Source organism: Pseudohaliea sp. (genome assembly GCF_054552115.1).
In genome coordinates this window covers 16122-42124 of the sequence record NZ_JBTOLW010000025.1, presented here as the reverse complement: position 1 = coordinate 42124, position 26003 = coordinate 16122, and the positions used below count along the sequence as shown (strand labels likewise).

The 26003-nt window shown below is 67.8% G+C and carries 28 protein-coding genes; 19 read left to right on the top strand and 9 right to left on the bottom strand.

Annotated elements, in window-relative coordinates:
- Positions 1–38: 38 nt before the first annotated feature.
- Both ACX93N_RS12265 and ACX93N_RS12260 read left to right on the top strand, forming a co-directional pair.
- Complete coding sequence (locus ACX93N_RS12265) at positions 39–599, top strand: nuclear transport factor 2 family protein (protein ID WP_459428716.1); 561 nt, start codon at positions 39–41, stop codon at positions 597–599.
- 59 nt (positions 600–658) lie between these two features.
- Complete coding sequence (locus tag ACX93N_RS12260) at positions 659–1498, top strand: SDR family oxidoreductase (protein ID WP_459428715.1); 840 nt, start codon at positions 659–661, stop codon at positions 1496–1498.
- Between the two features lie 347 nt (positions 1499–1845).
- Here the strand turns inward: ACX93N_RS12260 and ACX93N_RS12255 are convergent, their stop codons facing one another.
- From ACX93N_RS12255 to ACX93N_RS12245, 3 genes are all read right to left on the bottom strand, one after another.
- The gene (locus tag ACX93N_RS12255) at positions 1846–3966 is read right to left on the bottom strand and encodes an outer membrane protein assembly factor BamB family protein (protein WP_459428714.1); all 2121 of its coding nucleotides are present in this window, start codon (positions 3964–3966) and stop codon (positions 1846–1848) included.
- 29 nt (positions 3967–3995) lie between these two features.
- Entirely contained in the window at positions 3996–4751 is a 756-nt protein-coding gene (locus tag ACX93N_RS12250; protein WP_459428713.1) for an SDR family NAD(P)-dependent oxidoreductase, read from the bottom strand.
- A gap of 74 nt (positions 4752–4825) precedes the next feature.
- Positions 4826–6121 (bottom strand): acyl-CoA dehydrogenase family protein, encoded by a 1296-nt coding sequence (locus tag ACX93N_RS12245; protein WP_459428712.1) that lies wholly within the window; start codon positions 6119–6121, stop codon positions 4826–4828.
- A 152-nt stretch (positions 6122–6273) separates the two neighbouring features.
- Between ACX93N_RS12245 and ACX93N_RS12240 the strand changes: the two genes are divergently transcribed.
- From ACX93N_RS12240 to ACX93N_RS12220, 5 genes are read left to right on the top strand one after another with little or no spacing between them, the layout of a single operon-like run.
- On the top strand, positions 6274–7011 hold the full coding sequence (locus ACX93N_RS12240; RefSeq protein WP_459428711.1) for an SDR family NAD(P)-dependent oxidoreductase: 738 nt from the start codon (positions 6274–6276) through the stop codon (positions 7009–7011).
- Positions 7008–8030 (top strand): phosphotransferase family protein, encoded by a 1023-nt coding sequence (locus tag ACX93N_RS12235; protein ID WP_459428710.1) that lies wholly within the window; start codon positions 7008–7010, stop codon positions 8028–8030. Before ACX93N_RS12240 ends, ACX93N_RS12235 begins: the two co-directional genes overlap by 4 nt.
- A complete protein-coding gene (locus ACX93N_RS12230; protein ID WP_459428709.1) occupies positions 8031–9662 on the top strand; it encodes a long-chain fatty acid--CoA ligase in 1632 nt (543 codons plus the stop codon).
- A gap of 32 nt (positions 9663–9694) precedes the next feature.
- Entirely contained in the window at positions 9695–10336 is a 642-nt protein-coding gene (locus ACX93N_RS12225) for a TetR/AcrR family transcriptional regulator (protein ID WP_459428708.1), read from the top strand.
- A 5-nt stretch (positions 10337–10341) separates the two neighbouring features.
- On the top strand, positions 10342–11145 hold the full coding sequence (locus tag ACX93N_RS12220; protein WP_459428707.1) for an alpha/beta fold hydrolase: 804 nt from the start codon (positions 10342–10344) through the stop codon (positions 11143–11145).
- A gap of 24 nt (positions 11146–11169) precedes the next feature.
- On the opposite strand, the gene ACX93N_RS12215 is transcribed toward ACX93N_RS12220, so the two are convergent.
- The 5 genes from ACX93N_RS12215 to ACX93N_RS12195 are packed head-to-tail and all read right to left on the bottom strand — an operon-like array spanning position 11170 to position 14748.
- Positions 11170–11346 (bottom strand): hypothetical protein, encoded by a 177-nt coding sequence (locus ACX93N_RS12215; protein WP_459428706.1) that lies wholly within the window; start codon positions 11344–11346, stop codon positions 11170–11172.
- Between the two features lie 27 nt (positions 11347–11373).
- Positions 11374–11805 carry a YqaA family protein gene (locus tag ACX93N_RS12210; protein ID WP_459428705.1) on the bottom strand — a complete coding sequence of 144 codons (432 nt, stop codon included), beginning with the start codon at positions 11803–11805 and terminating at the stop codon, positions 11374–11376.
- Positions 11798–12469, bottom strand: a complete 672-nt coding sequence (locus ACX93N_RS12205; RefSeq protein WP_459428704.1) for a gamma-glutamyl-gamma-aminobutyrate hydrolase family protein — start codon at positions 12467–12469, stop codon at positions 11798–11800. The genes ACX93N_RS12210 and ACX93N_RS12205 overlap by 8 nt, the downstream gene beginning before the upstream one ends.
- Positions 12442–13416, bottom strand: a complete 975-nt coding sequence (locus ACX93N_RS12200) for an amidoligase family protein (RefSeq protein WP_459428703.1) — start codon at positions 13414–13416, stop codon at positions 12442–12444. Before ACX93N_RS12200 ends, ACX93N_RS12205 begins: the two co-directional genes overlap by 28 nt.
- A 21-nt stretch (positions 13417–13437) precedes the next feature.
- Positions 13438–14748 (bottom strand): spinster family MFS transporter, encoded by a 1311-nt coding sequence (locus ACX93N_RS12195; RefSeq protein ID WP_459428702.1) that lies wholly within the window; start codon positions 14746–14748, stop codon positions 13438–13440.
- A 120-nt stretch (positions 14749–14868) separates the two neighbouring features.
- Between ACX93N_RS12195 and moaC the strand changes: the two genes are divergently transcribed.
- The 12 genes from moaC to cysB all read left to right on the top strand — a co-directional run bounded on the left by moaC (position 14869) and on the right by cysB (position 24533).
- Positions 14869–15357, top strand: a complete 489-nt coding sequence (gene moaC / locus ACX93N_RS12190) for a cyclic pyranopterin monophosphate synthase MoaC (protein WP_459428701.1) — start codon at positions 14869–14871, stop codon at positions 15355–15357.
- Positions 15354–15602 carry a molybdopterin converting factor subunit 1 gene (moaD, locus tag ACX93N_RS12185; RefSeq protein ID WP_459428700.1) on the top strand — a complete coding sequence of 83 codons (249 nt, stop codon included), beginning with the start codon at positions 15354–15356 and terminating at the stop codon, positions 15600–15602. Before moaC ends, moaD begins: the two co-directional genes overlap by 4 nt.
- A gap of 4 nt (positions 15603–15606) precedes the next feature.
- Positions 15607–16110, top strand: a complete 504-nt coding sequence (locus ACX93N_RS12180; RefSeq protein ID WP_459428699.1) for a molybdenum cofactor biosynthesis protein MoaE — start codon at positions 15607–15609, stop codon at positions 16108–16110.
- Between the two features lies 1 nt (position 16111).
- Positions 16112–16594 (top strand): flavin reductase family protein, encoded by a 483-nt coding sequence (locus ACX93N_RS12175; RefSeq protein ID WP_459428698.1) that lies wholly within the window; start codon positions 16112–16114, stop codon positions 16592–16594.
- A 4-nt stretch (positions 16595–16598) separates the two neighbouring features.
- A complete protein-coding gene (locus tag ACX93N_RS12170) occupies positions 16599–17150 on the top strand; it encodes an NUDIX hydrolase (RefSeq protein WP_459428697.1) in 552 nt (183 codons plus the stop codon).
- Positions 17151–17195: 45 nt separating this feature from the next.
- Positions 17196–17672, top strand: a complete 477-nt coding sequence (bcp, locus tag ACX93N_RS12165; RefSeq protein WP_459428696.1) for a thioredoxin-dependent thiol peroxidase — start codon at positions 17196–17198, stop codon at positions 17670–17672.
- 4 nt (positions 17673–17676) lie between these two features.
- The gene (locus tag ACX93N_RS12160; protein WP_459428695.1) at positions 17677–18459 is read left to right on the top strand and encodes an exodeoxyribonuclease III; all 783 of its coding nucleotides are present in this window, start codon (positions 17677–17679) and stop codon (positions 18457–18459) included.
- Between the two features lie 97 nt (positions 18460–18556).
- Positions 18557–18892 (top strand): preprotein translocase subunit YajC, encoded by a 336-nt coding sequence (gene yajC, locus ACX93N_RS12155; RefSeq protein WP_459428694.1) that lies wholly within the window; start codon positions 18557–18559, stop codon positions 18890–18892.
- A 62-nt stretch (positions 18893–18954) separates the two neighbouring features.
- Positions 18955–20235 carry an alanine/glycine:cation symporter family protein gene (locus tag ACX93N_RS12150; protein ID WP_459428733.1) on the top strand — a complete coding sequence of 427 codons (1281 nt, stop codon included), beginning with the start codon at positions 18955–18957 and terminating at the stop codon, positions 20233–20235.
- 89 nt (positions 20236–20324) lie between these two features.
- Positions 20325–22460, top strand: coding sequence for an acetyl-CoA hydrolase/transferase C-terminal domain-containing protein (locus tag ACX93N_RS12145; RefSeq protein WP_459428693.1), 2136 nt, complete (start codon positions 20325–20327; stop codon positions 22458–22460).
- An 81-nt stretch (positions 22461–22541) separates the two neighbouring features.
- A complete protein-coding gene (locus ACX93N_RS12140) occupies positions 22542–23447 on the top strand; it encodes a 5'-nucleotidase (protein ID WP_459428692.1) in 906 nt (301 codons plus the stop codon).
- 111 nt (positions 23448–23558) lie between these two features.
- Positions 23559–24533: an HTH-type transcriptional regulator CysB gene (gene cysB / locus ACX93N_RS12135; protein WP_459428691.1), complete on the top strand. Its 975-nt coding sequence runs from the start codon at positions 23559–23561 to the stop codon at positions 24531–24533.
- Here cysB and ACX93N_RS12130 read toward each other — a convergent pair.
- Positions 24527–25879 carry an anthranilate synthase component I family protein gene (locus ACX93N_RS12130; RefSeq protein ID WP_459428690.1) on the bottom strand — a complete coding sequence of 451 codons (1353 nt, stop codon included), beginning with the start codon at positions 25877–25879 and terminating at the stop codon, positions 24527–24529. The genes cysB and ACX93N_RS12130 overlap by 7 nt on opposite strands.
- Between the last annotated feature and the right edge of the window lie 124 nt (positions 25880–26003).

Sequence of the window (26003 nt, the reverse complement as noted above, 5' to 3'; positions counted from 1 at the left end):
CAGTAAGCAAACCCGGGAGCCGGGGAGGAAGGATGGTGATGACAACGGAAGAGCTCGCGGCCAGGGAGGCCATCAGGGACGTCATCCACCGCTATGCTCGCGCCATCGACCGCATGGACGAAGCGCTCCTGCGCAGCGTGTTCCACCCCGGTTCCCGGCACAACCATTTCTACGAGGGCCCATCCTCGGACCCTTCGGCACCGTCGTCGCCGGAGGAGCCCGGGGACTTCGTCGCCTTCGCGTTCGGCTTCCTCTCGACCTGTGCCCGCACACACCACCAGCTCGGCAATACGCTGATCGAGTTTGATGGCGACGACGCGGCCCGGGTCGAGACCTATTTCACCGCCTACCATCTCATGCGACCGAAGGGCGATCCCCTCGCCGGGCCCGGGGCCTATGACAGCGAGATGGATTACCTGGTGGGCGGCCGCTACGTGGACCGCTTCGAGTGCCACGATGGCGAGTGGAAGATCATGCACCGCACCGGTCTGACCGACTGGATGCGCCTGGAGCCGTCCTGCAGCCAGGGCATGGGTGACCTGCCCGCGGCGACGGTGGGGCAGCGGGCACCGCAGGATTTCATCAACCAGGCGGGCTGAGCGCGGCAGCGCAATGCCCGCTTTATGGCAGGCATCAGGAACCGGAGAAGGGGAAGAAAATGCGTCTTGAAGGCAAGACCGCGCTGATTACCGGCGGCGCGAGTGGTATCGGCGCCGCAGCCGTCGAGCTGTTCGTCCGCGAGGGAGCGAAGGTCGCTATCGTTGACATCCAGCGCGAAGCCGGCGAAGCCCTGGCCCAACGCCTGGGGGAGGGGACGTTCTACCAGGACTGTGACGTCACGGAAGAGAGCGACCTGGTCGCAGCCGTCGATGCGACCGTCGAACGCTTCGGTCGCCTTGATGCGCTGTTCCACTGCGCCGGCATCGTCGGCTCCGTGGGGCCGCTGGCCACCACGCCTGGCGAGGAGTGGCGCTTCAGCATTGACGTACTCCTGAACGGCACCTTCTACGCCATGAAGCACGCGGCGCGGATCATGGCAGGGCAGCGGAGCGGCTCGATTATCACGATGGCCAGCACCGCCGGCATTCTCGGCGGGCTCGGCCCGCATGCCTACACCGCTGCCAAGCATGGCGTGGTCGGCCTCACCAAGAGTGTCGCCACCGAGCTCGCCCGCAGCGGCGTGCGGGTCAACACGATCGCCGCCGCCAGCATGGCGACGCCGATGGTGGCCAACGTACTCACCGGCGACCCGACCGACATCGCCGGTGCCGAGCGTGCGCTGGCGGAGATGTCACCGCTTCACGGGCGCCCCGGCCTCGCCATGGATGTCGCCAACGCCGCTTTGTGGCTCGCCAGCGATGAGTCCGGCTACACCACGGGGCACACGCTCACGACGGACGCCGGCATCACCATCGGCGCCACGGTCGAAGGCCCGGCCTTCGCCGAGTACCAGCCGATCATCCGCGAGGCGGGGCGCACCGGGCTGGACGACGACTAGCACCGCGATCAGTGGATTTCAGGCCCCGGCCGGTGACGGTCGGGGGTTTTTTTGCCTGCCGATCCGGCCTCTCTGCGGGATTCCCGGGACGGCTGCCGGAAGGTGCCCCCAGTCGCTCCCCGATACACGCTTGGTGGGGGCACCTTCTGGCAGCCGTCCCTACCGCTCTGGAAGTGCATCCGCCTCGGAAGTACGCGAGGCGTCAGGGGCGGGGGCGGGATACTTCTCCCCCAAAGCGTGTGACGGGGAGCGACTGAGAGAAGTATCCCGCCCCCGCACCGGTTTGGTGCGATTGGGGTGGGTGCCCTAAAAACAGCCGCCCGGGAGTTTGCCAAGAGCCTGTTGAATCAGCTCTCGTCGGGCAGCTCAAACACGTACAGCGCCTGGCCGTTCGTCGGCTGGTAGATCTCCGGGGAGAGGACCGCGGTGAGGGCCCGGAAGACGCCGATACCGGTGGGCACGGCAAGATACTGCTTACCGCCGGCGGTATAGGTGATCGGGTAGCCGTGGAGCGGGGCGCCGAGGCGTGTCTGCCAGAGCACTTCGCCGGAAGCCACGTCGAAGGCCTTGAAGTAGCGGTCGAGGTCGCCGATGAAGACGAGTCCGCCGCCGGTGCTCAGGGCGCCGGTGAGGAAAAGCGCGGGCTGTTCGTGGGACCAGCGCTCCTCCAGGGTGCGCACGTCATAGGCGGCGAGCTTGCCAAGCTTGCCGCCGGCGCCGGGCATTTCATAGGTACGAGAATCGCCGCCGTAGCCGCCCCCACCTTCCTCCAGCGGTACTTCGCGGCCGATCATGTCCGAGCAGAGCTGGTGCAACGGGACCACTAGGCTCTCCGTCTCCGGGCTGTAGGCGGAGGCCTGCCAGTTGTGGCCGCCATAGATGCCCGGGCAAGCCTGGATCGTGTCGCCGATCTTTGCCGCGAGGATGTCGTCGCGATAGCGGACGTGGCCGGTCTCCCGGTCGATGTCGGCAAAGATATTCTGCGGCAGCGTTTCCTTCACGGCGATGAAGGCGCCGGTCTCCCGGTCCAGCTTCCAGAGGAGGCCGTCCTTGCCGACGGTGAGCAGGACCGGCCTGCCGTCGATAGCCACGAGAACCCGTTCGAAGCCGACCTCCATGTCGATGGTCTCGCCGGGCACATGCTGGAAATACCAGGCGATCTCGCCGGTCTGCGGGTCGAGGGCCAGGGTGCTGTTGGTGTACAGGGCCTGGTCCCGGGCGCTCATGCCGCGGCTTGCGGCCACCCAGGGCTTGGCCTGCGACGTGCCGATGAAGAAAAGATCGAGCTCGGCGTCGTAGGAGCCGGCGATCCAGGCATCGCCCCCGGCGCGCAGGGCCTGCGGCTGGCCGCCCCAGGTGTCGCCCTCGGGAGTGCCCGGCAGCGCAATGGTCGAGGTGCGCCAGAGCTCTTCGCCGGTATCAGGGTCGTGGCCGGTGATGAAACAGCCGGCTTTCGTGTACAGCTCGCAGCCATTGATGCCGGACAGCACGACGCCGCCGCCGACGATGGGACCGGCCGTGTGCGTGTAGGCCTCGCGGTAGTCTGCCTTCGGTGTCCGCCAGAGCTGCTCGCCGCTGCGGGCGTCAACGGCAACGATCGCCGCGTCGTAGGTGCTCAGGAACAGCTTGTCCTCGTAGAGGGCGATGTTGCGTACGGGGCCGCCGAGCGTCTTGGCCCCGGGTGGGAAGGTGTAAGCGTATTCCCAGAGCACCTCGCCGGTCGCGCCGTCCACCGCCTGGACGATGTTGCCTGGATGGGTGAGGTAGAGGATGCCGTCGTGGGCCAGGGGCGTGACCTGGTTGCTGCCGTCGCGCATGGCCAGCACCCAGGCGAGCTTGAGGGCACCGACGGTGTCCCGGTTGACCTGTGCCAGGGGGCTGTAACCGTGCCCGTCTCGGGTCCGGCGCCAGCTCAGCCAGTCGCCGGGGGGCGGGTTTTCCAGCATGGCCTCGGTAACCGGCGAGAAGCTGTCGAGGCCGCGCCCACGAAAACCGCCGCGGCTGCGGGCGGCCTGGTCGATGGTCCCCGCCTCGGTGAAGTTGAACCAGCCCTCATCGCCGGCGGCTTCAGTGCCTGCCTCACCGGCCGGCGCAAGGCTCGCGGGGACTAGCAGCGGTAGCCCGTCCGGTGCCGTCTCGCGGTTGCGCTCAAGCATGAACGCGACTACCGCCGCGAGATCCTGGTTGCGCAGCACGGCGGTGCCGCCGGGGGGCATGTTGGCTGCCGTGTAGCGGAGCAGGTCGACAGGGGAGGCCTCGCCCCACTTGTCGAGGAACACCGGTCCAAGGAGCGCGCTGCCGTGCGGCGAACCGCGCAGGGCCATACCGTGGCAGTTGGAGCAGTGGCGCTGGTATAGCGACTCGCCCCGGCTCGCCAGCCCGGCGGCGGCCGATGGCGCGTCGTCAGCGCCCGCGGTACCGGCGGAAAGTAACGTCATGAGAAGCGCGAGGGGCAGGGCCTTGGGCATAGCTTCTAATCCTCTGCTGCTGGCGGGCGTCAGGCGCTGTAGCCGCCGTCGACACCGATGATCTGTCCGTTCACGTAGCTGGCCTCGGGGCTCAGCAGGAAGGCGACGGTCGCGGCCACCTCGTCGGGCTGCCCGAGACGCGGTGCCGGCGTGCGGTCAAGGCAGAGACGGATCACGCCCTGGGCCGTTTCGTCAGCCGTGAAGGAAGAGTGCACGATGCCCACGTCGATGACGCCCGGAGCCACGGCATTGATCCGCTTGCCATCGGGGGCGATCTCCCGAGCCAGCTGGCGCACGATGCCGGCGATCGCGGTCTTGGGGATGCCCGACATGCCGTCGTTCTCGAGGGTCCGGAGCACCGCGGTCGTCAGCAACTGTACCAGCGCGCCACCGGCCGGCAGGCGCCGGGCTGCGGCGGTCAGCAGGTGGAAGGCACCGAATACGTCGGTTTCCATGATCGTCCGGAACTGCTCCGGGGCAACATCGACGAGGGGGCAGAGCGGTATCGCCGGCCCCGTGGCATTGACGACGGCCTGGAGCGGCCAGTCATCGCTGCCGGCGCCTGCCAGGAAGGCATCGACGGCCGCCGGATCGCGCAGGTCCACGGCCGCGCTGCGCACCGGCACGTTCGCCGCGGTGAGTTCGTCGCAGAGCGCCCGGGCCGCGTCGCCGTTTCGATGGTAACCGATGCAGAGAGCGTTCCCCTCCGCTGCGAGGCGCCGGCAGATGGCTGCACCGAGGCCTCCGCTGCCACCGACGACTGCTATCGTACGCTGATCCCTCACGAGTGCCTCCCCGGGCCGCGCCGGTCCCGGGAGGTGCCGGCGCCCATGCCCTGTTTTTCAGGCCTTGAACTGCCCTAGTCTTCCAGGTAGTGGCCGTACTTCTTCATGGCCGCCTCGCGCTGCGTGGGCGTGTGGTAGGTCGGCAGCAGCCCGGGAGAGGGCTCGTAATCGCGCAGCACCGTGCGCGCCACCGTGATCTTGTGCACCTCGGAGGGACCGTCCACCACGCCCAGTTCCGGGATGTTGGCCCACATGGTCATCAGGGGCGTCTCGTCGGACATGCCCCAGCTGCCGTGCAGGTGCATCACACGGTAAATGACGTCCTGCAGCACCTTCGGCGTGGCGGCCTTGATGGCAGCAATCTCCTTGCGCACTTCCCGGTTGTATTCCTTGTGCTTGTCGATGAGCCAGGCGGTGTAGAGCACGTGCAGCCGGTACTGGAGAATCTGCGTATAGCTGTCGGCAATCTTTTCCTGCACCGTTTGCTTGTCCGCGAGCAGCTCCCCCTTGGTGCGCCGGCTCTTCACCCGTTCGCACATCATGTCCATGGCCTTCTTCAGCACGCCGACGCTGCGCATGGCGTGGTGTACGCGACCGCCACCGAGACGGGTCTGCGCAACGAGAAAGCCACCGCCTTCCTCGCCGAGCAGGTTCTCGGCCGGAACACGGCAATTGCTGAAGCGGAGGTAACCGTGCACGCCATCACCCTGCTCGACGTAGGGGCCCACGGCGCAGTTGCGGACGATTTCCATGCCCGGCGTCCCCTTCTCGACGAGCAGCATGGAGGCGCCCTTGTGGATCGGGACGTCCTTGTTCGTAACGACCATGACCAGCAGGAATTCGGAGAAACGCGCGTGCGAGGCGAACCACTTCTCGCCGTTGATCACCCACTCGTCGCCGTCACGCTCGGCAGTGCAGGTGAATTCCGCGGGATCGGCACCGGCGTGCGGCTCGGTCATGGAGTAGCAGGAGGCGATCCTGCCGTCGAGGAGCGGCTGCAGGTACTTCGCCTTCTGCTCCGGCGTACCGAAGTGGGCGAGAATCTCCGCGTTGCCCGAGTCCGGGGCCTGGCAGCCGAAGACGCTCGGGCCGAAGCGGCTGCGGCCGAGGATCTCGTTCATGAGGCCGAGCTTGACCTGCCCGTAGCCCTCGCCGCCGAGCTCGGGGCCGAGGTGGCAGGCCCAGAGCTTCTCTTTCTTGACCGTCTCCCGCAGCGGCGCCATGGCCCGGGCGGCGGGGGAGTCCGGGTCCCAGGGGTCACCGGGGCCACGGAAGACGAGGTCGAGAGGCTCGATCTCCTCCCGGGTAAAAGTGTCGATCCAATCCAGCTTCTGCTGAAACTCAGGGTCTGTCTCGAAACTCCAGCTCACGCGGCCTCCCGTTTATTCTCGGCTGTCTGGCGTCGGTCTTGGCGCGCCTTGCGGGGCTGTTCCAATGGAATGCGCCTTGACTTGGTAAGCGGCAAGTTTAAACTTGCTAGTCGCAAACAAGCAAATATTAATAACCCCCAGCGCAGGATGCCATGGACAAAGAATCGACTACCTGGATTGTAACCGGTGCCTCCCGAGGGATCGGGCTGGCTGCCGCCGACCGCATTCTCGAGCAGGGCGGCCGCGTCGCCCTCGTCGCCCGTGGTAACGGGCTCGATGAGCTTGCCGCTGAGCGCGGCGACAACTGCATCGCCTGCCGCGCCGACGTTTCCCGTCCCGAAGAGCTCGCCGCGGTTGCCGAGCGCGTAATCGCCGAGTGGGGGCGTATCGACGTCCTCGTCAACAACGCGGGCCTGCACCGGGGCGGCCGTGTCGGGCGCCTGAAGCCCGAAGACTGGCAGGCCGTGCTCGATGTGAACCTCACCGGTGCGCTGAATGCCATCCGCGCCGTCGAGCCGCACCTTGCCGAAGGCGGCGCCATCGTCAATGTCGGGGCCGTCGTCGGCTTCCGCGGCTTCCCCGGCGACTCCGCCTATGCGGCGTCCAAGGCCGGGCTGTCGGGCCTCACCCGGGCCCTGGCGATTGAACTCGCGCCCCGCGGTATCCGCGTCAACCTCGTGATCCCCGGCCTTGTCCTCACCGAGATGACCGGTGGCGTTTCACCGAAGGCACTGGAAGCGATGCGCAAGACCATTCCCCTCGGCCGCTATGGCGAGGCCGCAGATATCGGCCGGGTCATCCACTGGGTCGGTTCCAGCGACTACATGACCGGCGCCTTCGTGCCGGTAGACGGCGGCCTGCTGTCGAGTTTCGGGGTCCCGGGGCAATGAGCCCCGAACGGGAAGCGGCGCTGCGCGACTGGCTCGCGGCGCAGGCCGGTGTCACCGGCGCGCGCGTTACGGGCGAGCTGGGCGGTGGCAACGCCAATGTCACCTTGCGCCTCGCCAGCGACGACGGCGCCCTGGTGCTGCGCACACCGCCGGAAAATGCGGTTTCGGCAAAGGCCCACCGCGGTATCGAGCGTGAGGGTAGAGTTCTGCGTGCGCTCTCGGGACGGGCCCGCGTGCCGGGGTTTGTCGCCTGGTGCGAGGACCCGCTCGTCCTCGGCCGGCCTTTCCTCGTCGTGCGCCACGTCGATGGTGTATCCATCACTGACACGCTGCCGGACGCCTACCCGGACACGGTGGCGACGGTGAACCGCCTCGGCGAAGACCTCGTGGATGAGCTTGCCCTGGTGCACAAGCTGCCCTGGGCCTCGCTGGGCCTCGAGGGTTTCGGCCGGCCCGAGGGGTTTCTCGAGCGCCAGGTCACGCGCTGGCGCGAGCTGCGCCGGAACGACCAGGTGCGTGAGTTGCCCGAGCTCGAGGCGCTCGCCGACTGGCTCCTGGCGGAGAAGCCTGCAGACCACCCCGGCGCGCTGACCCACGGCGACTACCACCTCGACAACACGCTGTCGTTGCCGGATAGACCCGGGCTCGCCGCAATCATCGACTGGGAGCTGGCGACAATCGGCGATCCGCTGTCGGACCTTGCCTTGCTGCTGATGTTCTGGGGTGACCAGCGCCGCGCAGACCCGCCCGGTTTCCCGCAGATCCAGCAGGTGACCCGTCGCCCCGGCGTCCACAGTCGCCGCGTGCTTGCAGAGCGCTGGTCCGCACAGACCGGGATTTCCCTTGACCGCCTCGATTACTACCTGTGTTTTGCCTTCTGGCGCCTCGCCGCCATCGTCGAGGGCGCCTACGTCCTCTACCGCCGGGGCAAGGTCGACACCGCCTATGCCCGGGGCATCGAGCGGGACGTGCCCGCGCTCCTGGCCGAGGCCGCCGCCGCAGCGAAAGGAGACTGGTAAATGGCCGATTACGCGCCCATGCCCGCCACCATGATGCATATGCCCATGACGGTGCAGATGATCCTGCGTCACGGCGCGACGGTGTTCCCCGACAGCGTGGTGGCCGACTTCGACGGTGAGCGGGTCACCCACACGCGCTTCAGCGAGGTCGCGGAGAACGCCGTGCGCCTGGCCAACCTGCTGCGGGACCTCGGCGTTCGACCGGGGGACCGTGTCGGTACGTTCAGCTGGAACAACCGCGAGCACCAGGAGGCGTACCTGGCGATCCCCGCCATGGGCGCAATCATGCACACGATCAACGTGCGCCTCTCCACGGAGCAGATTGCCTACGTGATCAACCACGCCGAGGACCGGGTGCTGATCGTGGACGCGCAGCTGTTCGAGGTGCTGGCGCCGGCGCTGCCGCTCCTCGACACCGTGCAGCACCTGCTTATCGTCGGTGATACCGCAGGCGCCGGCGGTCCCATCCACAGCCATGACTACCGCACTGCGGTCAGCCAGCAGCCCGGCGACTATCCCTGGCCGACGCTGGACGAGAACGCGGCCGCCGCCGTCTGCTACACGAGCGGTACCACGGGCAATCCCAAGGGGGTTGTTTACAGCCACAAGACGACCTACCTGCACGCGCTCGCTTCCCGGGCGACCGATACCTTCGGTATCTGCGAAGCCGACCGGCTCCTGCTGTTGCCACCGATGTTCCACGCCAACTCCTGGGGCATGCCCTACAGCGGCTGGTTTTCGGGCAGCGACCTGCTCATGCCCGGGCCGCACGTTCAGCCGGACAAGCTGGTCCGGCTGATCGGCAGTGAGCGGCCGACCTTCAGTGCCATGGTGCCCACGGTGCTCGGCGACCTGCTCCGGGTTCCCGAAGAAGAGCTCGACATGCGCTGCTTCCGTCTCCTGGTTTCCGGGGGCTCCGCGGTGCCGCCGGCCATGATCGAGGCGGTGCGCGAGCGCTGGGGTGTGCCCCTGCTCCAGGGCTGGGGGATGACCGAGACCAGCCCCATGTGCGTTCTCTCCCACCCGCCCCGGGACCTCGGGGGGCTGCCCGAGTCGCGCTGGCGAGCCAAGAGCGGACGCCCGGTGCCGGGCATCGAGGTGCGCGCCATCGGCGACGACGGCAGACCGGCACCCTGCGACGGGGAGACGGTCGGCGAGCTCCAGCTGCGCGGTCCCTGGGTGACCGGCGCCTATCATGGTATCGACGCCGCGGACAGCTTTACCGACGACGGCTGGCTGCGCACCGGTGATGTGGGCCACATCGACCGCAGACACTTTGTTCAGCTCACCGACCGTACCAAGGACGTGATAAAGTCCGGTGGCGAATGGATCTCGTCCGTGGACCTGGAAAATGCCCTTGCGGCACACCCGGACGTGACCGAGGCCGCCGTCATCGCCGTCCCCGACGAGCGCTGGCAGGAGCGCCCGCTGGCAATCGTGGCCAGCGGCCGCGAGGGTCTCGAAGCCGAGGAGCTACGCGGCTTCCTGCGTGACCGCGTCGCCCGTTTCTGGATCCCCGAGCGCTGGGTCTTCGTCGATGCCATCGAAAAGACCAGCGTGGGCAAGATCGACAAGAAACGCCTGCGCGAGCGCCGGGATGCGGGAGAGTTCGAGATCCTGCGCGTGTCCTGATGGTGGGCGCAGCCTGACGAGGAGAGGCATCGATGCCACAGCCACAGCCGCCCCGGGCCGAGGAAGGGCCGCTGACCCAGGCCGAGCGGACGGCCCTGTCCGACCGTCGCATGTTCGAGGCGGCCATCGAGCTCATCAACGAGTTCGGCACCCGCAAGATGACCCTGAAGGAAATCGGTGAGCGTGCCGGTTACAGCCGGGGCCTGGCGAGCTACCGCTTCGGTTCCAAGGACGGCCTGCTGCAGGAGCTTTTCGTCCGCTTCGACAAGCGCTGGAAGGAACACCTCGGCGAGCGGCTGCAGGGCAAGCGCGGTATCGAGGCTATCCGCGCGGGCATCCACGCCCAGCGGGATTTCTTCCGCAGCGAGCCCAGCTACCTCCGTGCCATGTACCTGCTGTGGTACGAATCCCTCGGTCACGAGTCGGACATCCGCGGTACCCTGGCAGACCACCACGCGATCTATCGCAAGGATGCCCGCGAGTGGATCGAGGCGGGCATCGCGGATGGAGACATCTCGCCGACCATCGATGCGGAGCAGTTCGCCGTGCGCTACTGCGCCTTCATGTTCGGCACGATCTACCAGTGGCTTGTGGATGCCGATTCCCTGGACATCGACAGGCTCTTCGCCGATTACGAGAAGCACGTCATGACCATCTTGATATCAGGAGTGTGATACCCATGGCCTATCTGCAACGCGACGACGGCAACGTTTATTTCGAGGACCACGGCAGTGGTGAGCGCACGGTGCTGCTGCTCCACGGCTGGGGCATGAGCCTGCGCGTCTGGGATGCCGTGTTGCTCGCGCTGCTCGACCAGGGCTACCGCGTCGTGCTCATGGACCACCGCGGCTGCGGCGGCTCCGACAAGGATTTCGCAAACATGGGCATCGAGGCTATCGCGGGCGACGCGGTGGCCCTGGTGGAGCGCCTCGGCCTCGAGCGTGTCGTGCTCAACGGCTGGTCTCTCGGCGGGGCCGTCGCCGTCGCTGCCGCTGCCCGGCTCGGCGAGCGCTGCGAGGGGCTGGTGCTGACCTGTGCCGCCTCGCCGATCTACGTGCAGAAGCCGGACCTTGCCCTCGGGGGAACGCCCGAGGACATGTCGGCGACGGTGCAGGGCCTCAGCGAGGACCGCATTACTTTCCTGCACGGGCTTTCCCAGGCCGTTTGCGCGAAGCCCGTGGGCGAGGCACTGGAGCACTGGATGTGGCGCGTTTTCACCGAGGCGTCGCCGCGGGCCGTCGCGACCCTTGCGGAGCTCGGCCCCCTCGACCAGCGGGAGGTCCTCGCCGGGCTCACGGTTCCGATCCTCAGCTATGTCGGCGGCCAGGACGGCTTCGTGGCGCCGCCGATCTGCCGCTGGGTCGCGGAGAACAACAGCCACGCCCGCGCCGTGGAATTTTCCGAGTGCGGTCATGCACCCTTCATCGAGGAACGCGAACGCTACCTCGAGGAGCTGCTAGGCTTCCTCGCCGAAACGGCCTGAGCCCTCGCATCGGCTGCGCCGGCCTCAGAAGGCGGCGCAGGCGTTCCCGACGCGCTTGCGGCGGGTGTCCAGCAGCGCCTGGTAGGTGAGCACCCTGAAGCTGTCCGCCATGGTGGTCTGGTGGGGCACGCTCCGGGTCATGAAGATGCCGACGACGTCGTCTACCGGGTCCACCCAGAACAGCGGCCCCGCCCCAGCCATAGCTGCCGCCACCGAGGGCGCCATGGGTCAGGCAGAAAAGGGTGAGCCGGCCAGAAGGGCCAGGGCGGCGTAGCGCAGGCCCTTGCCGATCGCCAGCAGCGGCGCGACTTTCCATAGCGGCGCCCGCAGTGTGCCGGCGACCAGGGGAAGCGCGTCACCGCCGAGGGGCAGCCAGGCAAAGAGCAGGCTCCAGTAGCCGTAGCGACCGAACCAGGCCGTCGCCCGGCTGAGCTGCCTGTCACTGACAGGCCACCAACGCCTGCGCCGGAAGGTCAGCAGGGCGCGGCCGAGGGCCCAGTTCACCAGGCCACCGAGGGTGTTGCCGGCGGTGGCGACGACCACGGGTGCCACCGCTCCGCCGCCGTCGGCGAGCAGTGCCAGGAAAACCACCTCGGAATAGAATGGCAGGAACGTGGCGGCGAGAAACGCGCTGGCAAACAGTACCGCGAGTTCAGTCACGGCGCCTCGCAGCCTGCACCAGCCAGCGGAACAGGGCCAGCTGTGCGGGCAGGTAGAGCAGGTATTCGGGATGCCACTGGACGCCGAGTACCGCACGCTCGCGGTGCTCGACGCCCTGCACCAGCCCATCCAGGTCCCGGCCGGTGATGGCGAGGCCTTCACCGGGGCGGTCGATGGCCTGGTGGTGCAGGCTGTTGACCCGCAGCCGTTCGCGGTGCGTCACCGTCGCCAGCTGCGAGTTCCCCACCAGGTCGACGCGCTTGGTGGGCAGAAGGCCCGGACGGTTCCGCGTGCGCCGGCGCAGGGGCCGGATATCCGCGTGCAGGTTGCCGCCGAGGACGACATTGATGAGCTGTGCGCCCCGGCATATCCCGAGCAGCGGCAGCTCCCGGTTCAGTGCCCCGCGGACCCAGCGGATTTCCAGCGCGTCGCGGGCCGTGTCCGTGCGCACCGGCCCCTCGAGCACACCGCCGTAGTGCTCGGGCGCGATGTCGTTGCCGCCGCCGATAACCAGTCCGTCTATGGCGTCCAGCGTCTGCTCGTGGCGCAGGCTGATGCGGACCGCGCGGGCGCCGCAGAGGGCCAGGGCCAGCCGCGTGCACCACCAGGCGGGCGCGAAGCGCCGCGCGGTCCCGGTCACACCAATCCGCGGTCGCGCAGCCATGGGGAAAGCTCCGTGCACCAGGCGGCCCGGTCGACGCCGAGGAGCGGGCGCCACCGGTCCAGGAAGGCCGCCGCGAGAGCCTCGAGGTCCGCCGGCCGCTGGGCCAGGTCGTCGATGACGCGCCAGCCCTCCCAGGCATCGCCCAGGGACCAGTCCGGGTCGTCGATGAGGCAGTTGGGCAGGCGGTAGTGGAAAGCGGGCCTCGCCTTGACGCGCTCGTCCTCGACCGTGGCCTGCACCGCACCCGCGTCGAGCTCGCTGAACAGGGGCAGCATATCGAGTGCCCGGTTGCGGGTGGGGTTGTGCTGCAGGTAAGCCGCAAGGAGCGCATCGTTGCTCTCCGGCGGCCCCTGCTCGCAGAGCTCCCGTGCGTACGCCTCGGGGTAGAGGTCCACGTAGGGGCTGACCCGCCGGGCGAGATCCACGGCGTGCGCATCCACCAGCCACCACTGCAACAGGGCGAAGCTGGCGAGGTAACGCCACAGCGTGCTTACTTCCAGGTCGGGGGCTTCCGTATTGATATGGACGCCGTAAGCGGCGATCACCGTGTCGCGGGTGCCGGCGGCGCCGGCCTCCCGGAGCGCACCCACCAGCGGGTCGAGCAGCGCCCCGAGGTGATCGAGGGGCAGGGGCGGCGCGACGACCTCCAGCGGCACAATGCGTTCCGCAGCGGCGCTCAGGAGCTCGACCCAGCCGTCGGCGCTGCCGCCGTCCTGCCCGGCAGCCTGGCGCTTGAGGAAAGCCCAGTCGATCTCGATGGTAAAGTCGCCGGCCCGGGGAACCGCAAGGATGCAGTGGGCGGCGTCCTGCTCCCGCCGCTCGCCGCCGAGCTCAGCCGCCACGACCGCTACCGCACGTTCCAGGGACAGGCCGGTGAACTCGATCTCGAAGCCGGCCCGGCGCCAGTCGCCGCGGGCGGTGTGTGTTACCGCTGGGAGCTTGAACATGGGTCCAGCTTAACAGAGTCCTCAGGTGCCGCCGCTGCCGGGGCTGCCGGCCCTGGCGAGATCCGCCGGCAGGTTCCGCGCCGCAAGGAAAAAGCTGGCGAGGGCCAGAAGGCCTACGCAGGCGGTGATGACCATGGCCCAGCGCAGGTTCTGGTCGCCGGCCACCGGGGCGAGCAGGTCGCTGGCGAGACCGGTGAGGAACGGTCCGAGCCCGAGGCCGATCATGTTCAGCACGAAGAACAGCACGGCGGAGGTGAGTGCGCGCATGCGCGGCGGAACGAGCGCGTGGGAAATCGCGATACTCGGACCGAGGTAGAGGGAGTTCACCACGGAGACCAGGGCGAGAACGGACAGTACCGCCGTCGTGTTGTTGCCGAGGACCACGTAGAAATAGGGGAAGAATGCCAGCGTGCCGCCGAGGATCGGGACCCACACGTACCACCGACGGTCGCCCACCGCGAGACGGTCCCCGAGGTAGCCGCCGAGGAACGTCCCGATGGCGCCGGAAAGGCCCGCCACCAGCGACAGCACCAGGCCGACATCACCCACACTCATGCCGTGGTTGCGAATCAGCAGCGAGGGCAGGAAGTTGCCGTTGCCGTAGGATACGTAGGAGGTGAGGGCGCAACCCAGGGCGACGTACCAGAAGGACCGGCGCGCTCGAAGCAGGCGCAGCGTTTCTCCGATGCCTGGCCGGTGGTCATTGCTGCCAGCGGCATCCCAGCGTCCGCGGGGCGGCTCCTTGACAGTCAGGGCGAGCACCGCGGCAAAGAGGATGCCCGGTACGCCCACGACCATGAAAGCGGCCCGCCAGCCGAAGGCGTCGGCGAGAAAACCACCGAAGGCATAGCCGAGGAGGATGCCGACGTAAATGCCGGATGAGTAGAAGGACAGCGCCGTGCCGCGATGCTCCGGCGGGTAGTAGTCGCTGATCATGGAGTGTGCCGGGGGGCTGCCCCCGGCCTCACCGAGGCCGACGCCGAGCCGCGCCAGCAGCAGCTGGCCGTAGCTCTGCACCAGGCCGGACAGCGCGGTCATGGCGCTCCAGACCGTCAGTGCCGTCGCCACGATATTGCGGCGGTTGCCGCGGTCCGCGAGGTAGGCAATGGGAATGCCGGCGGTGACGTAGATGACGGCGAAGGTGAAGCCCGAGAGCAGCCCTAGCTGTGCGTCCGACAGGCCCATGTCGGCCTTGATCGGCTCCTGCAGAATCACCAGGATCTGCCGGTCGATGAAGTTGAAAGCGTAGACGATGGTCAGCATCACCAGCACGAAGCGCCGGTAAGCGGGGCTGAAGCTGTCGTCGCGGACGTTATTGTTTTCGGTCGTCACGGCGGCACCGCTGAAGCAAGGTGGCGCAGACTGTGCCACAGCCGCTGCGGGATTGGTATTTCTGGCTTCGCACACCGCCTTTGGCTAGACTGCCGGGCCAATACGCGCAGGGCCGGAGCAATGGCGGAACTGACACACCTGGACGAGAACGGCGAGGCCCACATGGTCGATGTGGGCGCCAAGCCCGTGACCCGCCGGGAAGCGACCGCGGCGAGTGAGGTGGTCATGGCGCCGGCGACGCTTGAGCTGCTGCGCGCCGGCAACGCGGCCAAGGGTGACGTGTTCGCCGTGGCCCGGATCGCCGGGATCCAGGCCGCCAAGCGCACGGCGGAACTCATACCCCTGTGCCACCCGCTGCCCCTGGACCGGATCGACGTTGAGCTCACCCCCTGCGAGGAGTTGCCGGGGGTCCGCATCGTGGCCCGGTGCGCCGTGGCGGGGCGTACCGGCGTCGAGATGGAGGCGCTCACGGCGGCCTCCGTCGCGGCGCTCACCGTCTACGACATGCTCAAGGCCGTGGACCGGGACATGACCATTGCCGCGACGCGGCTCCTCGCCAAGCGCGGCGGCCGCTCCGGCGAATACCGGCGCGGCGAGGTGGCGGTGTGAAAGTGCTGTTCTTTGCCAGCGTGCGCGAGCGGCTCGGTACGGGCGAGTACCACTTTGAGCCCGATGCGCAGCCGGCGGACCTCGATGCGCTGCGCGAGGCGCTGGCGGCACGCGGCGAGATCTTTCGCGAGGTCCTTGCCCAGGCAAACCTCGTCTGTGCGGTGAACCAGGCCGTGGTGCACGGCAACACCACGCTCGCCCCCGGCGACGAGGTGGCCTTTTTCCCGCCGGTGACCGGCGGCTGACGGGATGCAGTGTTTCTGCCGTGTACAGCGGGCCGATTTCGACCCGGCGGAGCTGCCGGCGACGCTGCTGGCCAGCAGCGGAAAACCAGAAGACGCCGCCGGCGCGGTGGCGACGTTTACCGGGCTGGTCCGCCGCCCGCCGGGGGATGCGGCATTCACGGGCCTTACCGTCGAGCATTACCCGGGCATGACAGAGCGCGCCATCGGGGCGATCCTCGACGAGGCTTTCGCGCGCTGGGCGCTGCTCGCAATCGGGGTCGTCCACCGCATTGGCGAGCTCGCCCCGGGTGCTAGAATCGTGTGGGTCGGCGCGGCCGCCGCCCACCGCGGCAACGCCTTCGCCGCCTGCGAATTCACCATGGATTACCTGAAGACCCGTGCCCCCTTCTGGAAAAAGGAGCATTGGGGCCCCGAGGCGCGCTGGGTGGAGGCTCGCAGCGGTGACCGCGATCGCGCGGCGCGCTGGCGGGCCAGGGCGGGTACGACCACGGCAAGTACGGAAGAGTAGTATGGCACTGGATTTTCGGGAGCTGCGCAACACCCTGGGCAATTTCACGACGGGCGTCTGCCTGGTCACCGCCCTGGATGGCGACCGGCGGGCGCAGGCGCTCACGGTCAATTCCTTTTCCTCCGTGTCTCTCGACCCGCCCCTGGTCCTGTGGAGCCTGCAGAACAACTCGGAAGTCTTTGACGTCTTCGCGACACCACGGCACTACGCCATCAGTGTGCTCGCAGCCGAGCAGGAGGCGCTCTCGGTGCGCTATGCCCAGCCGGGCGGACACCTGCTGGAACCCGCGCATTTCACCTTCGGTGAAAACGGCGCGCCGGTTATCAGCGGGGCCCTGGCCCATTTCGAATGCGAACTCGCGGCGACCCATGAAGGCGGGGATCACACGATCATCGTCGGCCGCGTGACCCGCTTCGCCGCGGACACGGCGCGCGACCCCCTCGTCTTCTACCGCGGCGGCTACCGCGCGCTCGCAGTCTCCTGAGCCCATGAAGTTCTGCAGCGACTGCGGCGCCACCGTTGCCTTGCGCATTCCGCCCGGGGATGACCGGGAGCGCTTCGTGTGCACCGCCTGCGAGATGATTCACTACATCAACCCCCGGCTCATCGTCGGCTGTCTCCCGACCTGGGGCGAGCAGGTCCTGCTCTGCCGCCGCGCCATCGAGCCGCGTCGCGATTACTGGACGTTGCCGGCGGGCTTCATGGAGAACGGCGAAACCACGGAGGAGGGCGCCGCCCGCGAAACCTGGGAGGAGGCCCGGGCGCAGGTCCGCGATCTCGCGCTCTACCGCGTTTACGATGTGCCCTATATCAACCAAGTGTACCTGTTCTACCGCTGCACGCTGGTGGATGGCAGCCACGCGCCCGGGCCGGAGAGCACGGACACGCGCCTCTTCCATCGCGACGAGGTGCCCTGGGACGAGCTGGCGTTCCCGAGCATCTACCGGGCGCTGCGTGCTTTCTTCGAGGATCGCGCTGCGAGCCGGGACTACCCCCTGGCGGTGGAGACCATCTACCGCCGCCGCGACGCCGGCGGCTGAGCCCCGGCGCAAGTACAGCGATCGACAACCAACGAGGAGACCGCCATGGCATTCCCGAAGATCGGCAATATGGCCCCGGCTTTCACGCTGCCCGACCAGGACGGCAACAAGGTCAGCCTGAAGCAGTTTCGCGACGACAAGAACGTGGTGCTCTATTTCTACCCCAAGGCCATGACGCCCGGCTGCACGGTGCAGGCCTGCGGTCTGCGCGACAGCAGCAAGGCGCTGGCGAAGAAGGACACGGTCGTGCTGGGTGTGAGCCCGGACCCGGTGGCGCGCCTCGGCAAGTTCATCGACAAGGAGCAGCTGAACTTCAGCCTGCTGTCCGACGAAGGCCACGCCATCGCGGAGAAGTACGGCGCCTGGGGGCTGAAGAAGTTCATGGGCCGGGAATTCATGGGCATCCTGCGCACGACCTTCATCATCGGCAAGGATGGCCGGTTGAAACACGTCATGGACAAGGTCAGGACCAAGACCCACCACGACGACGTGCTGGCGCTCATCGACGAGCTGGGCCTGTAGCGCAATGGTGTCCATTGTCACCCTGAACGCGAACGGTATCCGCGCCGCCGCCCGCAAAGGCTTCTTCGCATGGCTCGAACGGGAACAGCCGGATATCGTCTGCATCCAGGAGACCAAGGCGCAGGAGCACCAGCTGGACGAAAGCCCGTTTTATCCGGCGGGCTACCACTGCTACTACAACGATGCCGAACGCAAGGGCTACAGCGGCACCGCGCTCTACTCGCGGGTCCGGCCGCGCAGGGTGATCGACCGGCTGGGCTGGGATCCCGCGGACAGCGAAGGGCGTTACCTGCAGGCGGACTACGACGGCCTGTCCGTGGTGTCTCTCTACCTGCCCTCCGGTTCGAGCAGCGACGTGGCTCTCGAGAAGAAGTACGCCTTCATGGACCGCTTCTACGAGCACCTGCGCAGCCTGCGCCGGAAGCGCCGGGAGTTCGTCATCTGTGCCGACTGGAACATCTGCCACAAGGAGATCGACCTGCGCAACTGGAAGGCCAACCAGAAGAACTCGGGGTTCCTGCCGGAGGAGCGGGCCTGGCTGGACCGCGTCTATGACGAGCTCGGCTACCTGGACAGCTTCCGCCTGGTCGAGCCGGGACCGGACCAGTACACCTGGTGGTCGAACCGCGGCCAGGCCTGGGCGAAGAACGTGGGCTGGCGGCTGGATTACCAGGTGATCACGCCCGGCCTCGCGGATCGCGTCAGCGCGGCGTCGATCTACCGGGACGAGCGCTTCTCCGATCACGCGCCGCAGACCATGATCTTCGACCTGGACTTACCCGTCTAGGGTCGAACGAGCCCCGGGCGTTTGCCCGGGACGCCCAAACCCGTTACATTGCCGCGTCGGCAAACCACGCCATGTTCCCAGTGCAAGAAGGACTGTCATGAACCCCTTTATCGCAGCCGCCCACGCTCAGGGCGCCGAGCCGCCGCCCGGTGGCGGCCTGTTCCAGATCGTCTTCCTCGTCGGACTGTTCGCCATCTTCTACTTCATTGCGATCCGGCCGCAGCGCAAGCGCCAGAAAGAGCACCAGGAGCTGGTCGGCAGCCTGGCGAAGGGTGACGAAGTGGTTACCAGCGCAGGCATCCTCGGCCGCATCACCGCTCTCGATGACAATTACATGGTTCTCGACGTGGGTGACAATACGACGCTGAAGTTCCAGCGCATCCACGTGCATGCGAAGCTGCCGAAAGGCACCCTGAAAGCCATCGGCGACTGATCCCGCTGCCCGCCGTGCGTGACCTGATCGTCACCGTCAATGGCTGGGCCTGGGGCCCGGTCATGCTCGTCCTGCTGCTGGGCACGGGCATTTTCCTCACCCTGGGCCTGCGCTTCGCTACCCTGCGCCGCCTGCCCCGGGCGGTGGGCCTGCTGCTCCGCGGTCGCGCCGGCGCGGGGGAGGGCGATATTTCGCCCTTCAGCGCGCTTATGACCTCCCTGTCGGCGACCATCGGCACCGGCAATATCGCCGGCGTGGCCACAGCGCTCGCTCTCGGCGGGCCGGGCGCCCTGTTCTGGATGTGGCTCACAGCGCTCTTCGGCATGGCCACAAAGTACGCGGAGGCCGTGTGCGCCGTGCGTTTCCGCGAGCAGGATGCGGACGGCAACTACAGCGGCGGCCCCATGTACTACATCCGCAATGGCCTCGGCCGTCGCTGGCACTTCCTCGCCTATGCCTTCGCCATCTTCGGCAGCCTTGCCGGCTTCGGCATTGCCAACACGGTACAGTCGAACTCCATCGCGCAGGTCCTGAACGACAGCTATGCGGTGCCGCCCCTGTTTACCGGCCTCGTGCTCATGGTGCTGGTGGGTGCGGTCGTACTCGGCGGCATCCGTCGCATCGCCCAGGTGGCGAGCTACCTGGTACCGATCATGGCGTCCAGCTATCTGCTCATGAGCGTGCTGGTCATCCTGTTCCATATCGAGGCCGTGCCCGGTGCCGTGGTGGAAATCGTGCGCTCGGCCTTCACCGGGACAGCCGCCACGGGCGGCTTCGCCGGGGCCACGGTGTGGGCGGCTCTGCGTTTCGGCGTGGCCCGGGGCATTTTCTCCAACGAGGCGGGTCTTGGCAGCGCCCCCATTGCCCACGCCGCGGCGCGCACCAACTCGCCGGTGGAGCAGGGCATGATCGCCATGCTCGGAACCTTCATCGACACCCTGGTGGTCTGCACCATGACCGGCCTCGTGATCGTCATCATGGACGTGCTGCCCTCCGGCGTCAGCGGCGCGAGCCTGACCTCCATGGCCTTCGGCGGCGCCTTTCCCGGAGGCGAGATCATTGTCAGCCTGGGGCTTTGTCTTTTCGGTTTCACCACCACGATCGGCTGGTCCTTCTATGGGGAACGGTGCGTGGTGTTTCTGTTCGGCACCCGCGGCATCCTGCCTTTCCGGGTGCTCTGGGTGCTCGCCCTGCCGGTGGGAACGGTGGTGCAGCTCGACCTCGTCTGGCTGCTGGCCGATACGCTGAACGCGTTCATGGCCATTCCCAATCTCATCGCCCTGCTCCTCCTCGGGCCCCTGGTGTTCCGCATTTCCCGCGAGTACTTCGTCGCCTTGCGCTGAGCCCGATCGCCGCGGTGTTGATCTCGCGCAACGCCGCTTTCCCTCCCCTGTGCTTTCTTTGACACCGATAAGAACAGGGGACAACCGCCATGACCGAGCTATACACCTCCCTCGATGCCTGCGTGGATGCCACTATCGCCGCCGTGGGCAAGGACATCCGCCTCGCCGCACCGCTGGGCCTCGGCAAGCCCGTGCAGCTGCTCAACGCCTTCTACCGCCGGGCAGAAGCCGACCGTAGCCTGCGCCTGCACATCTACACGGCGCTGTCGCTCGAGGTCCCGAAGCCTCATGACCCGGTGGAGAAGGAGCTGGCGGGGCCGATCATCGAGCGCCTCTTCGGGGACTACGAAGGCCTCGCCTACCTGGAGGCGCTGCGCGGCAAGGGCCTGCCCGACAATGTCACGGTGAGCGAACTCTACTTCAAGGCCGGGTCGATGAAAGGACTGGCCAGCGCGCAGCAGCACTACATCTCCAGCAACTACACGCACATCGCACGGGACCTCTGTGCCGCCGGTGTGAATGTGCTGACACAGCTCGTGGCGTCGCGCGGCAGCGGTGGGGGGCGGCGTCTGAGCCTGTCCTGCAATCCCGATACGGCGCTGGACCTCCTGGACTGCCTGCGCCGGGAACGCCCCGGGAGCTACCTGAGTATCGCCCAGGTCCACCCGGACCTCCCGTTCATGACCAACGACGCCGAGGTGCCCCCGGAGACCTTCGACCTGCTGCTGGAAAACCCCGCGCTCGACCGGCGTCTCTTTGCGGTGCCCAACCCGGCCATTCCCCTGGCTGACTATGCCACCGCGCTGCATGCGAGCAGCCTGGTCGTGGACGGCGGCACGCTGCAGATCGGCATCGGCGCTCTCGGTGACGCCCTGGCCCATGCACTCAAGCTGCGGCACCAGCGCACGGCGGACTACCGGGCGCTCCTGAGGGCTCTCGGCGGCAGCGCCACCGGCGGGCGCTTCGAGGAGGGCCTCTACGTCTCCACCGAGATGTTCGTCAACGGCATGCTCCAGCTCATGGAGGCGGGCATCGTCAGCCGCCGGGTCTATGACAACCTCGCGCTGCAGCAGGGCCTGAACGCGGGGGCTATCGGCGACATCGTTGACGAGTCGCTCTTTCACTACGCCCGGGAGCACGGCCTCCTGCCGAAGACCCTCGACGCGAACGCGCTCGGTATCGGGCAGTACTGGGGGCTGCTGCCCGAGGACCTCGAGCTTGCCGGCGCATCGCTTGCCCTCGATGGCGAAGCGTTCCCGAACGACCTCGATGACAGCGGGACGCGGGAGCGGCTGCTCGCGGCGGTCGGCGGGTCCCGGCTGCGCCACGGCCACGTAATCCACGGTGGCTTCTTCCTCGGCCCCCGGGACTTCTACAGGAAACTCTGCAACCTCGACGACGAGGCCCGGGACGCCATCTGCATGACCAGCGTCCTGCGCACGAATCAGCTGCTCCGCGACTACCCGCTTTACTGCGCCCAGCGTCGGGACGCCCGCTTCATCAACACGGGAATGATGGTGAGCCTGAGCGGCGCGGTCACCTCCGATGCGCTCGAGGACGGCACGGTTATCAGCGGGGTAGGCGGGCAATACAACTTCGTGGCCATGGCCCACGATCTCCCCGGCGCCCGTTCCATCCTCTGCATACGAGCGACCCGCGGCAGCGGCAGGGGGCTCTCGTCGAACATCGTCCCCTACTACGGACACACCACGATTCCCCGTCACCTCCGCGACATCATCGTCACCGAATACGGCGTGGCGGACCTGCGCGGCCAGGAGGACGCCGAGGTGATCCGGCGGCTCATTGCCGTCGCTGACAGCCGCTTCCAGGATGAGCTCGCGCAGGCCGCCAAGGCGGCCGGCAAGCTGCCACAGGACTATCGTGTGCCCGCCGAGCAGCGCCACAACCTGCCGGGACGCCTGCAGCAGGCGCTTGCCGGTTACCGCCAGGGCGGCCTGCTGCCGGACTACCCCTTCGGTACGGAAATGACCGACGAGGAGCTGACGCTCGCGGCGAGTCTGCGCCGCATCAAGACGCTCAGCGAAGAGCCGGCACATTTCCTGGCGCGCACCGTACGCGCGCTCCTGCACCACCCGCAACACGAGGAGGCGCGCCACTACCTGGAACGGATCCACCTTGACCACCCGGAAACGAGCCGGGAGTTCATTCTGCAGCAGCTGCTGCTCCTGGACCTCGAGGAACGAGGCCTGTTGCGGGTAGGCTAGCGCCGCGCCCCCTCGCGGGCCCGGCCGGTACGCCGTGGCCGGCGCTTCCCCGGGGCTGCAGCCCCGCGCTATCCTTGCCTCATGCCGGTTACCCTCGACAACAAGCTGGTCATTGCGATCTCCTCCCGGGCGCTCTTCGACCTGGACGAAAGCCACCGGGTTTTCGAAGAGCAGGGGCTGGCCGCCTACTCCGAGTACCAGGTCGCCCGCGAAGAGGAGCCCCTGGCGCCCGGTGAGGCCTTTCCCCTCGTGGAAAAGCTGCTGCGGATCAATGAGCGCCTCGAGGGCGACGCCCGGGTCGAGGTGGTACTGCTGTCCCGCAACAGCGCCGACACGGGGCTTCGGGTCTTCAACTCCATCCAGCACTATGACCTGGCGATCAGCCGGGCCGCCTTCTGCGGTGGCGCCAGCCCCTGGCGCTACGTCAATGCCTTCGGCTGCCACCTGTTCCTGTCCACGGAGCCCGAGGACGTGCGCAACGCACTGGAGTGCGGCGTCGCCGCCGCGACCCTGGTCTCGTCCCGGGGCGCGGGAGGAGCCGACGACCAGCTCCGTTTCGCCTTCGACGGTGACGCGGTGATCTTCTCCGACGAGGCTGAGCGGGTGTTTAAGCTGGAGGGGCTGGAGGCCTTTACCGCCAGCGAGCGCGCGTCGGCGCGCAAGCCGCTCGAGGGCGGCCCCTTCAAACCTTTCCTCGCGGCGCTGCACGAGCTGCAGCAGGCTTTCCCGCCGGCGGAGGCGCCCATCCGCACCGCGCTGGTGACAGCGCGCTCGGCGCCGGCCCACGAGCGGGTGATCCACACGCTGCGGGCATGGAACATCCGCATCGACGAGTCCATCTTCCTCGGCGGCCTGGACAAGGCCGACTTCCTCCGCGCCTACGAGGCCGACGTGTTCTTCGACGACCAGGAGACCTACTGTCGCTCGGCCGGCTCGCACGTGGCGACGGGCCACGTGCCCCATGGTGTCGCCAACGACCCGCGGTGACGCTTATTACGACAGGCACTGGAATGCCGCCCGCCTGATGGCTATTCTTTATAAAGCCACGCTTCGCAAAGGCGCCGGGCCGTGGATGACCGGGCACAGGGGGAGCATCCCGTGAAACTGCAGCAGCTGCGCTACATCTGGGAGGTCGCCCACCACGACCTGAACGTCTCCGCGACGGCGCAGAGCCTGTTTACGTCCCAGCCGGGCATCAGCAAGCAGATTCGCCTCCTCGAGGATGAACTTGGCGTCGAGATCTTCGCCCGCAGCGGCAAGCACCTGACTCACGTCACGCCGGCGGGAGAGGTCATCCTGGAGACCGCCGGGGAAATCCTGCGCAAGGTCGAGAACATCAAGCAGGTCGCCCAGGAGTTCTGCGACGAGACGAAAGGTGCGCTGTCCATCGCCACCACCCATACCCAGGCCCGCTACGTGCTGCCACCGGTGATCCGCGGTTTCATCGAGCGCTACCCCGAGGTATCCCTGCACATGCACCAGGGCACGCCGATGCAGATCGCGGAGCTCGCTTCCGACGGCACGGTGGATTTCGCCATCGCCACCGAGGCCATGGAACTCTTCGGCGACCTGGTGATGCTCCCGTGCTACCGCTGGAACCGCAGCGTCATCGTGCCCCGGGACCACCCGCTCACCCGCGCTGGCGAGCTGACGCTCACCGACGTGGCGGCGCACCCGCTCGTGACCTATGTCTTCGGCTTTACCGGCCGTTCGCGCCTCGACGAGGCGTTCTCGAGCGCGGGGCTGACCCCCAGGGTCGTGTTCACGGCCGCCGATGCGGACGTGATCAAGACCTATGTGCGCCTGGGCCTCGGTATCGGGATCATCGCCAGCATGGCCCACGACCCGGGCAACGACCGGGACCTCGTCGCCCTCGATGCGAGCCACCTGTTCGCGCCCAGCGTCACCCGCATAGGCTGCCGCAAGGGCACGTTCCTGCGCGGGTACATGTACGACTTCATCGAGGATTTCGCGCCGCATCTTACCCGGGAGCTGGTACAGGAAGCTTTTTCCGCGCGCAGCCGCGGCGAGGTCGAGGCGCTCTTCGATCACGTGGATCTGCCCACCTACTGAAGTGACCCTTCCAGGGTGCGCAGGTAGCCGCCGACCTTGTCGTAGATCTCCCGGTGTTCCGCGTCGCAGGCCGAATCGGCCACCACCCCGCCGCCGCCCCAGCAATGAAGCTCTCCGTCCTGGGCCAGCAGGCTGCGGATGAGAATGCTGCTGTCCATGCGGGCCGCATCGTCGAGATAGAAGAGGCTGCCGCAGTAGGCCTGTCGGGGCTCGCGCTCGAGGGCGTGGATGATCTCCATGGCCCGGCGCTTCGGCGCTCCGGTGATGGAGCCGCCAGGCAGGCTGTCGCGGAGCAGGGCCACGGGGCTGTGACCCGGCGCGAGTTCGCCCCGCACCGTGCTCACGAGATGGTGGACGGCGGGAAAACTGCGCAGCGCGAAGAGCTCCTCGACACGGATGCTGCCCGGCCGGCAGTTGCGTCCCAGGTCATTGCGCAGCAGGTCGACGATCATGAGGTTCTCCGCGCGATCCTTTACCGATGCCGCAAGCTCTTCGGCGATGGCCCGATCGGTGGCGGTGTCCACCGCCCGCGGGCGCGTCCCCTTGATCGGCTCTGTGGTCACCACGCCGCCGGCCACTGCGAGGAAACGTTCCGGAGAGCGTGAGAGGAGGGCGCGCCCTTCACCGAGCGGCAGGTAGGCACCGAACGGGGCGCTGTCGCGGTGCCGCAGCATCGCATAGGCCTCGAGCAGATCCCCGTGGAAGGGCGCCGTGAAGCGCAGTGCCAGGTTCACCTGGTAGCAGTCCCCGGCGCGGATCCAGCCCTGTACCTGCTCGAAGGCTCCGCGGTAACCGGCCCCGTCCCGGTCGGGCCGGAAGGGGCGTTCGAGCCGGAAGGTGCCGGGCAGCGGCGCACCGGACGCGTGCAGCCGCAAGCGCAGATCCCGGCGCAGGGCCGGGGCCACGCCCGGGCGTGCCACCAGCCACGCCTCCCGGCGGGCGCGGTCCTGGAGGACGGCCCAGGGATACTCATGGACCAGCGCGGCGGGGGCGCCCCCCGGGGTGGCCCGGCCCGTGAGTCCGTGCATCGGCAGGGCCGCATCGTAGCCGATGAGGCCGACAAGGCCACCGGCGAAGGGCAGGACGGCGCGGGCATCGTCGACCGGTGGCCGGTCGGCGTGGAGCGTCTCCAGCTCGCTGAAGAAACGGGCAACGGCCGGGGCATCGGGCGCCGCGGGCAGGCGCAGGCTGCGCCCGGCCAGCGGCGCCGCGGCAACGAGATCCAGGCCGCGGTCGCCACCGCTGTCCAGGAGGACGGGGTCCGGGAGATCGGCGAGACGACGGTAATGCGCGAGGGGATCATCGCGGTAGGGAACTGTCTCAACGGTCCCGCGATATGTACTCACCGTCAGCATGGCCGGGATTGACCCGAGTGCTGGACTGAAACTCTGCTTTTCTTCATAAGCTGTTGTTTTCCATTGACTTACCGGCAGCCGAAGGCTATCGTCTTGGCCCCGAAATCCGGGTGTC

What these genes read in the sequence shown, in the direction of transcription:
- ACX93N_RS12265 (WP_459428716.1), top strand. Translation starts at nt 39, where the DNA reads ATGACAACGGAAGAGCTCGCGGCCAGGGAGGCCATCAGGGACGTCATC.
- ACX93N_RS12260 (WP_459428715.1), top strand. Translation starts at nt 659, where the DNA reads ATGCGTCTTGAAGGCAAGACCGCGCTGATTACCGGCGGCGCGAGTGGT.
- ACX93N_RS12255 (WP_459428714.1), bottom strand. Translation starts at nt 3,966, where the DNA reads ATGCCCAAGGCCCTGCCCCTCGCGCTTCTCATGACGTTACTTTCCGCC.
- ACX93N_RS12240 (WP_459428711.1), top strand. Translation starts at nt 6,274, where the DNA reads ATGGACAAAGAATCGACTACCTGGATTGTAACCGGTGCCTCCCGAGGG.
- ACX93N_RS12235 (WP_459428710.1), top strand. Translation starts at nt 7,008, where the DNA reads ATGAGCCCCGAACGGGAAGCGGCGCTGCGCGACTGGCTCGCGGCGCAG.
- ACX93N_RS12230 (WP_459428709.1), top strand. Translation starts at nt 8,031, where the DNA reads ATGGCCGATTACGCGCCCATGCCCGCCACCATGATGCATATGCCCATG.
- ACX93N_RS12225 (WP_459428708.1), top strand. Translation starts at nt 9,695, where the DNA reads ATGCCACAGCCACAGCCGCCCCGGGCCGAGGAAGGGCCGCTGACCCAG.
- ACX93N_RS12220 (WP_459428707.1), top strand. Translation starts at nt 10,342, where the DNA reads ATGGCCTATCTGCAACGCGACGACGGCAACGTTTATTTCGAGGACCAC.
- ACX93N_RS12215 (WP_459428706.1), bottom strand. Translation starts at nt 11,346, where the DNA reads ATGGCTGGGGCGGGGCCGCTGTTCTGGGTGGACCCGGTAGACGACGTC.
- ACX93N_RS12205 (WP_459428704.1), bottom strand. Translation starts at nt 12,469, where the DNA reads ATGGCTGCGCGACCGCGGATTGGTGTGACCGGGACCGCGCGGCGCTTC.
- ACX93N_RS12200 (WP_459428703.1), bottom strand. Translation starts at nt 13,416, where the DNA reads ATGTTCAAGCTCCCAGCGGTAACACACACCGCCCGCGGCGACTGGCGC.
- moaC (WP_459428701.1), top strand. Translation starts at nt 14,869, where the DNA reads ATGGCGGAACTGACACACCTGGACGAGAACGGCGAGGCCCACATGGTC.
- ACX93N_RS12180 (WP_459428699.1), top strand. Translation starts at nt 15,607, where the DNA reads ATGCAGTGTTTCTGCCGTGTACAGCGGGCCGATTTCGACCCGGCGGAG.
- ACX93N_RS12175 (WP_459428698.1), top strand. Translation starts at nt 16,112, where the DNA reads ATGGCACTGGATTTTCGGGAGCTGCGCAACACCCTGGGCAATTTCACG.
- ACX93N_RS12170 (WP_459428697.1), top strand. Translation starts at nt 16,599, where the DNA reads ATGAAGTTCTGCAGCGACTGCGGCGCCACCGTTGCCTTGCGCATTCCG.
- bcp (WP_459428696.1), top strand. Translation starts at nt 17,196, where the DNA reads ATGGCATTCCCGAAGATCGGCAATATGGCCCCGGCTTTCACGCTGCCC.
- ACX93N_RS12160 (WP_459428695.1), top strand. Translation starts at nt 17,677, where the DNA reads ATGGTGTCCATTGTCACCCTGAACGCGAACGGTATCCGCGCCGCCGCC.
- yajC (WP_459428694.1), top strand. Translation starts at nt 18,557, where the DNA reads ATGAACCCCTTTATCGCAGCCGCCCACGCTCAGGGCGCCGAGCCGCCG.
- ACX93N_RS12150 (WP_459428733.1), top strand. Translation starts at nt 18,955, where the DNA reads ATGCTCGTCCTGCTGCTGGGCACGGGCATTTTCCTCACCCTGGGCCTG.
- ACX93N_RS12145 (WP_459428693.1), top strand. Translation starts at nt 20,325, where the DNA reads ATGACCGAGCTATACACCTCCCTCGATGCCTGCGTGGATGCCACTATC.
- ACX93N_RS12140 (WP_459428692.1), top strand. Translation starts at nt 22,542, where the DNA reads ATGCCGGTTACCCTCGACAACAAGCTGGTCATTGCGATCTCCTCCCGG.